Raw genomic sequence first — 6,047 nt, 5'->3', positions numbered from 1 at the left:
GCGCATCACTCGCGCCAAGGCGCGCATTGCGGACGCCGGCGTGCCGTTCGAGACGCCTGGCGCGGTCGAGCGCTCGGAACGGCTCGCCGCCGTCGCCGCCATGGTCTACCTGGTCTTCAACGAGGGCTATTCGACCAACAGCGGCGAGGCGCCGGCCCGCGCGCCGCTGTGCGAGGAGGCGATCCGGCTGGCACGGCTGTTGCTGCGGCTGTTCCAGACGGAGCCGGAGATCATGGGGCTGACGGCGCTGTTGCTTCTGCAGCATGCGCGCGCACCGGCCCGTTTCGACGAGAGCGGCGAGATCGTGCTGCTCGAAGACCAGGATCGCAGCCTGTGGAGCCGCAAGATGATCGATGAGGGGCTGGCACTGGTGGACAAGGCGCTGCGCCATCGCAAGCCCGGCCCTTACCAGGTGCAGGCGGCGATTGCCGCGCTGCATGCGCGGGCCGAAAAGGCCGAGGATACGGACTGGAACGAGATCGACCTGCTCTACCGCTTGCTGGAGCAGATGCAGCCGTCGCCGGTGGTCACGCTGAACCGGGCCGTCGCGGTCTCGAAGGTGCGTGGACCGGGGGAGGCGCTGGCCATGATCGAGCCGCTGGAGGAACGGCTTTCCGGCTATTTCCACTTTTTCGGGCTCAAGGGGGGCCTCTTGATGCAGCTCGACCGGGGCGACGAGGCGCGCGTCGCCTTCGACCGCGCCATAGCGCTTGCGAACACGGCGGCAGAAGCTGCCCATATCCGCATGCATATCGACCGGTTGATCAAGGACGGTGCGGTGCGCCCGCCGGCGAAAAAGGCAAACTGAGCGTCACCTCCCCATCTGGCTCAATCGTGTAGTTTGGGCTTGGACCATGCCGGGGTGGCGATTTTCCCCTGAAACGAGTAATGCCACGCCATGACTGCGCCTGAAGTGCCTTTCGGCACACGGGCGGCACGGCGAAGGCTTAACCCAGCGCCATATGATGGCGACGGGATCTGAAAGGGACAAGAATGACGATAGGCAAGGAAACGACCGAACTGCTGGCGAAACTGGGCGTGGCCAAGGAAGCGCTCGTCGGCGGCGACCTGATCGTGCGCAGCCCGGTGACGGGCGAGCAGATCGCGGCGCTGAAGACGATCTCGCCGGCTGACGCGGCCAAGGTGATCGATGCCGCGCACAAGGCCTTCCAGGCCTGGCGCATGGTGCCGGGCCCGCGGCGTGGCGAACTGGTGCGGCTGCTCGGCGAGGAACTGCGCGCGCACAAGGCCGAGCTTGGCCGGCTGGTGTCGATCGAGGTCGGCAAGATCCCGTCCGAGGGGCTCGGCGAAGTGCAGGAGATGATCGACATCTGCGATTTCGCCGTAGGCCTCTCCCGGCAATTGTACGGCCTGACCATCGCCACCGAGCGCCCGGGCCATCGGATGATGGAAACCTGGCATCCGCTCGGCGTCGTCGGCGTCATTTCCGCCTTCAATTTCCCGGTCGCTGTGTGGTCCTGGAATGCCGCCCTGGCGCTTGTTTGCGGTGACGCGGTGGTGTGGAAGCCGTCGGAAAAGACGCCGCTGACCGCACTTGCCTGCGAGGCTATCTTCAAGCGTGCGGTCAAGCGCTTCGGCGCGGACGCACCTGATGGCCTGGCGCCGGTGCTGATCGGCGACCGCGCCGTCGGCGAGATCCTGGTCGATCACCCCAAGGTGCCGCTGGTTTCGGCGACCGGCTCGACCCGCATGGGCCGCGACGTCGGCCCGCGGCTGGCCAAGCGCTTTGCCCGCGCAGTGCTCGAACTCGGCGGCAACAATGCCGGCATCGTCTGCCCGAGCGCCGATCTCGACATGGCGCTGCGCGCGATTGCCTTTGGAGCGATGGGCACGGCCGGCCAGCGCTGCACGACGCTGCGGCGCCTGTTCGTGCATGACAGCGTCTACGACGCCCTGGTTCCGCGCCTCAAGAAGGCCTACGAGAGTGTGTCTGTCGGCAATCCGCTGGAGACCTCCTCGCTGGTCGGGCCGCTGATCGACAAGGCGGCCTTTGACGCCATGCAGAAGGCGCTGAAGGAAGCCGCCGCCCATGGCGGCAAGGTGACCGGCGGCACCCGGGTCGAGGACGGGCACCCGGATGCCTATTACGTGCACCCGGCGCTGGTCGAGATGCCCAAGCAGGTGGCCCCTGTCACGGAAGAGACCTTCGCGCCGATCCTCTATGTGATGAAATATTCGGATTTCGACGCCGTGCTCGACGAGCACAATGCCGTGGGCGCAGGCCTGTCGTCGTCGATCTTCACCCGCGACCTGCAGGAATCCGAGCGTTTCCTGGGTGTCGACGGATCGGATTGCGGCATTGCCAATGTCAACATCGGTACCTCGGGCGCTGAGATCGGCGGTGCCTTTGGCGGCGAAAAGGAAACCGGCGGCGGCCGCGAGAGCGGCTCCGACGCATGGAAGGCCTATATGCGGCGCGCCACCAACACGGTGAACTATTCCAAGGCGCTGCCGCTCGCCCAGGGCGTGTCGTTCGACATCGACTGAGAACTTCGGGATTTTGATCGCCCGCATTGAAAGGCATCCCCGTTACGGGGATGCCGCACCGATCAGCTTCCAGCCGGCGGAAAACAGGCATTGAAAGCGGTGTCGACGATGGCCAGTTTGGCCGCCTGGACTGTCATGTATTCCTGGTAGAATGTATTCGACACCCACATCACCGAATGGCCGCGCTGGCCGAGCCAGCCGATGCTGCCGAGATTCTCGGCAGCGCGCAGCTTGCGGGCCAGATGGGTCCGCGAGAGCTTGAGCCATTTGGCGAAATCTCCGATCGAAACCACGCTGGTCGGAATCTGGTCCAGGCCGGCGTGATCGGGGTCGATGCCCGACATCAGCCAGTCCATGACGATGCCGCCATTGTTGAGCCAGATGAACAGCGAAAAGGTCTGGTTGGGTTCGCGCACCGGCTTGGAGGCAAGCAGGCCGTCCGCCACCAGAGGCTGCAGCCCGGCAACCATCTCGGGGTGTTCGAGGAACCTGGCCAAGCGGTCAGCGCCGTCGAGGCGATCCAGCGTCCGCAGATGGGCAAGGACCCAGCCGGTAAAGGTCTGCACGGTTGCCGCCGTCGGCTGCAAAGGGTGCGTACGGCCGTCGCCACCCGACACATACTCGGCGATGTGGTAGTGCAGCATCTCCTTGATGAAAGCGTCCGCCGTGTTGCGGCTGGCGACCGCATGCTGGTGCACGAACTCGATGAACCGCGATACCGTCAGTTCCTTGCGGCGGTCGTGCGGATCGCGCCTGAAATGCATGGCGAGGCCGACATGACCCATCAGCCAACGCTGCTGCGTGGCGAAAATGGAAGCCAGGCGAGGGCTCTCCTCATAGATTCGGATCAGCGCCAGGGACTGTTCCTGAACGTAGCGATGCAACGCCGGATGGCCGGCAATATCTTCCAATTTCAGCGCCATCCTCCTGGTGTTCCGGTTCAACTCCAAAAGCCGAGTTGCGCTCCACATTTTTCAGCCTTCCACGGCTGTGTCCAGAGGCACCAAATGCGAAGAGCAAGCCCAACCCGAACACGGGTCGGGCAACGACCGGTCCATGGTGGGATCCGCTAACCGATTGCCATGCCCTGGGAAGCGGGCCGGTACCGCTTGACGGGGATGGTGGAGAGTGGGTTACCGTGCCAAGCGCAATCGCGACAAGATCAGCCAGGTAATCCAGCTGCGCGAACCGCGCCGCGCGTCAGTCGTCTGCAGGGGCATTTCCAACTGGTGGCGGCATCTCTCGCCACCATACGCGATGAAACCGGCCGGCTTTGGCCGGCCGGTTGGTTCGATCGGGATCAGCCGCAGACGCGGACCTCTTCGATCACCCTGTGGTGGTGGCGCCAGTGCTTGACCAGTTCGATATGGCAGCGATGATGCCGGTGGTGGCGGCGATATTCGCCGTACCGGTATTCGCCATCGTCATACTGAACGTTCCGGTCGCCATCATACTGATTGTCGTAATAGCGATCCCGGTGGTGACGGCGAATAACGATCCCACTGTCGGAATTGTCATCCGGCAGATATCTGTCGTCGTCGTCGGACTGGATGGTCACGCTTGCCGCTTGCGTCGGCGCAGTGATCGCCGCTGTCGCGGCCAATGCCAACAGGGAAGCCAGAATCAACTTCTTCATCTCGTCCTCCTACACGTTCAAGACATGGTAACTCGCGGAAGAACCCGGCGTTCCGCTTAATTTTACACTCTTTGCGACGCGGGAGACATCAAGGCGTTATCGTCCACCCGCTCCAGGCGCACGAAGGCCGTCAGCGGCAGGTGGTCGGAGGCAACGCGTGAAAGCGGCGTGTCATGCGCGTCGATGGCGGCAATCATGCCATGCCGGTTGGCCATGATCCGGTCGAGCGCCAGCAGCGGCAGGTTCGACGGGAAGGTGGGGACCGCCGGCGGCTGCGGGCCGAACGTCGCATGCAGCGTGTTGAGAGCGGAGCGGTTGCCAAGCCGCCATTCGTTGAGGTCGCCGAGCAGCAGGGTCGGTCTTTCGTCCGGGCTGTTCATCAGGTCGAGCACGACGCGCGCCTGCTGGGAGCGCGAGCGGCGCAGCAGGCCAAGATGGGCGGCGATGATGCGCAGCGTCCGGCTTCCATCGAGGTCGATCTCCGCCACCACCGCGCCGCGCGGCTCCAGCCCCGGAAGCTTGATCTGGTGCACGTCGCGAACGACGCCCTTCTTGAACAGCAAGACGTTGCCATGCCAGCCATGGCCCTTGCCGGTAGCGGAAATCGGCACCGGAACCAGTCCGGTTTCCCGTTCGAGCCGGGGCAGGTCGAGAAGACCATCACGGTCGCCGAAGCGGTTGTCGGCTTCCTGCAGGGCAATGACATCCGGATCGATTTCGCGGATGACGCGGATGGTCCGGTCCGGATCGAACTTCCTGTCGACGCCGATGCATTTGTGGACATTGTAGGAGGCAACCAGCGTGCCGGTGGTGGCTGTCGTCTTGAGTGCGGCGGCGTTAGCTTTCTGCATCCGGCGGTCACGAAGGGACAGAAGCATGCTTGCCGGGAGGCTGCGTCCAATTCTGTGCATCTGTGCTGCTCGTTCTCGCTGGCTTCAATTCAGAAGCCGGATACAGTCAAAATAGGCAATTTCGGCGTATGTTCCATGACAGACGAGTTCCTCAAGCGCGCCTCCGCCTTAGAGATAGGGTGAACCGAGCCACAATGCCCGGTCGAACAGCCTGATAAGGAACGGCCGGGCTCGCAAGGCTTCCAGCGTTACCGGCACGGCGGAGGCAATCGCCGACCCGATCCGCGCCTCGATCTCGCTGGCAAAGCCGGCATCGAGCACCTCCAAGTCGATCTCGAAATTGAGCCGCAGCGATCGGGCGTCAAGATTGGAAGATCCGACATAGGCCCACGCGCCGTCGATCGAAAGCAGCTTCGAATGGTCGAATGGTCCCTCGGTTCGCCAGACACGGCAATAGTGTTTGAGCACCTGATCGAACTGCGCCATCATCGCGCGGTCGACGAGGAAGAGATTGTTCACCGCCGGCACCACGATGTCGATTTCGACCCCGCGCCTGCCGGCGGTGATCAGGGCGCTGATCAGTTCCCGATCCGGCAGGAAATAGGGCGACATCACGCGTATGGACTTGCGGGCGACCGAGAACGCACCGATCAGCAGCTTGTGGTTGGTCTCGTTGCTGGCATCCGGGCCGGAAGCGACTGCCCGCACCATCATCGGTGCGCCTGGCGATGGCGACAGCGGGGCAATGCGCCAGGCGTCGCCCTTCAGCGCCTCGTTGGTGGCGAAGCGCCAGTCTTCGGCGGCGACCGAAAAGAGGTCGGCGACGATCGGGCCGGTCACCCGGAAATGTGTGTCCCTGGCGCTGTTGGAGCCGGCGAATTCGGCGGAGAAGCCTTTTCGGATGTTCATGCCGCCGGTGAAGGCGGCGATGCCGTCCACCACCAGGATCTTCCGGTGGGTCCTCAGATTGGCGTAGGGCAGGCGCAGGCCCATGACGATGTTGCCGTTGAAGACGTCGGCGGGGATGTTGGCCTCGCACAAATGCCCCAGGA

At 64.0% G+C, this 6,047-nt stretch carries 6 protein-coding genes; 2 read left to right on the top strand and 4 right to left on the bottom strand.

Annotated features, from left to right (window positions below):
* Nucleotides 1-808, top strand: an 808-nt coding sequence (locus EN925_RS19280; RefSeq protein WP_348630334.1) for a DUF6596 domain-containing protein, incomplete at its 5' end; no start/stop codon positions are given.
* 185 nt (nucleotides 809-993) lie between these two features.
* The gene (locus EN925_RS19275) at nucleotides 994-2,508 is read left to right on the top strand and encodes an aldehyde dehydrogenase family protein (RefSeq protein WP_127385386.1); all 1,515 of its coding nucleotides are present in this window, start codon (nucleotides 994-996) and stop codon (nucleotides 2,506-2,508) included.
* A gap of 62 nt (nucleotides 2,509-2,570) precedes the next feature.
* Here the strand turns inward: EN925_RS19275 and EN925_RS19270 are convergent, their stop codons facing one another.
* The 4 genes from EN925_RS19270 to EN925_RS19255 form a co-directional block, all read right to left on the bottom strand.
* A complete protein-coding gene (locus EN925_RS19270) occupies nucleotides 2,571-3,431 on the bottom strand; it encodes a hypothetical protein (protein WP_024502664.1) in 861 nt (286 codons plus the stop codon).
* A 377-nt stretch (nucleotides 3,432-3,808) separates the two neighbouring features.
* Nucleotides 3,809-4,144 carry a hypothetical protein gene (locus EN925_RS19265; protein WP_127370322.1) on the bottom strand — a complete coding sequence of 112 codons (336 nt, stop codon included), beginning with the start codon at nucleotides 4,142-4,144 and terminating at the stop codon, nucleotides 3,809-3,811.
* A 62-nt stretch (nucleotides 4,145-4,206) separates the two neighbouring features.
* A complete protein-coding gene (locus EN925_RS19260) occupies nucleotides 4,207-5,055 on the bottom strand; it encodes an endonuclease/exonuclease/phosphatase family protein (RefSeq protein WP_013529834.1) in 849 nt (282 codons plus the stop codon).
* A gap of 108 nt (nucleotides 5,056-5,163) precedes the next feature.
* The coding region (locus EN925_RS19255; protein ID WP_245487244.1) for a phospholipase D-like domain-containing protein at nucleotides 5,164-6,047 on the bottom strand (884 nt) is incomplete at its 5' end.

The sequence above is a fragment of the Mesorhizobium sp. M7A.F.Ca.US.006.04.2.1 genome (assembly GCF_004022915.1).
Taxonomy (GTDB): Bacteria; Pseudomonadota; Alphaproteobacteria; order Rhizobiales; family Rhizobiaceae; genus Mesorhizobium; species Mesorhizobium ciceri.
This window is presented reverse-complemented; position numbering and strand designations above follow the sequence as displayed.

Bases quoted from the DNA above. Each gene is read 5' to 3' on its own strand.
- EN925_RS19275 (WP_127385386.1), top strand. From the start codon at position 994: ATGACGATAGGCAAGGAAACGACCGAACTGCTGGCGAAACTGGGCGTG.
- EN925_RS19270 (WP_024502664.1), bottom strand. From the start codon at position 3,431: ATGGCGCTGAAATTGGAAGATATTGCCGGCCATCCGGCGTTGCATCGC.
- EN925_RS19265 (WP_127370322.1), bottom strand. From the start codon at position 4,144: ATGAAGAAGTTGATTCTGGCTTCCCTGTTGGCATTGGCCGCGACAGCG.
- EN925_RS19260 (WP_013529834.1), bottom strand. From the start codon at position 5,055: ATGCACAGAATTGGACGCAGCCTCCCGGCAAGCATGCTTCTGTCCCTT.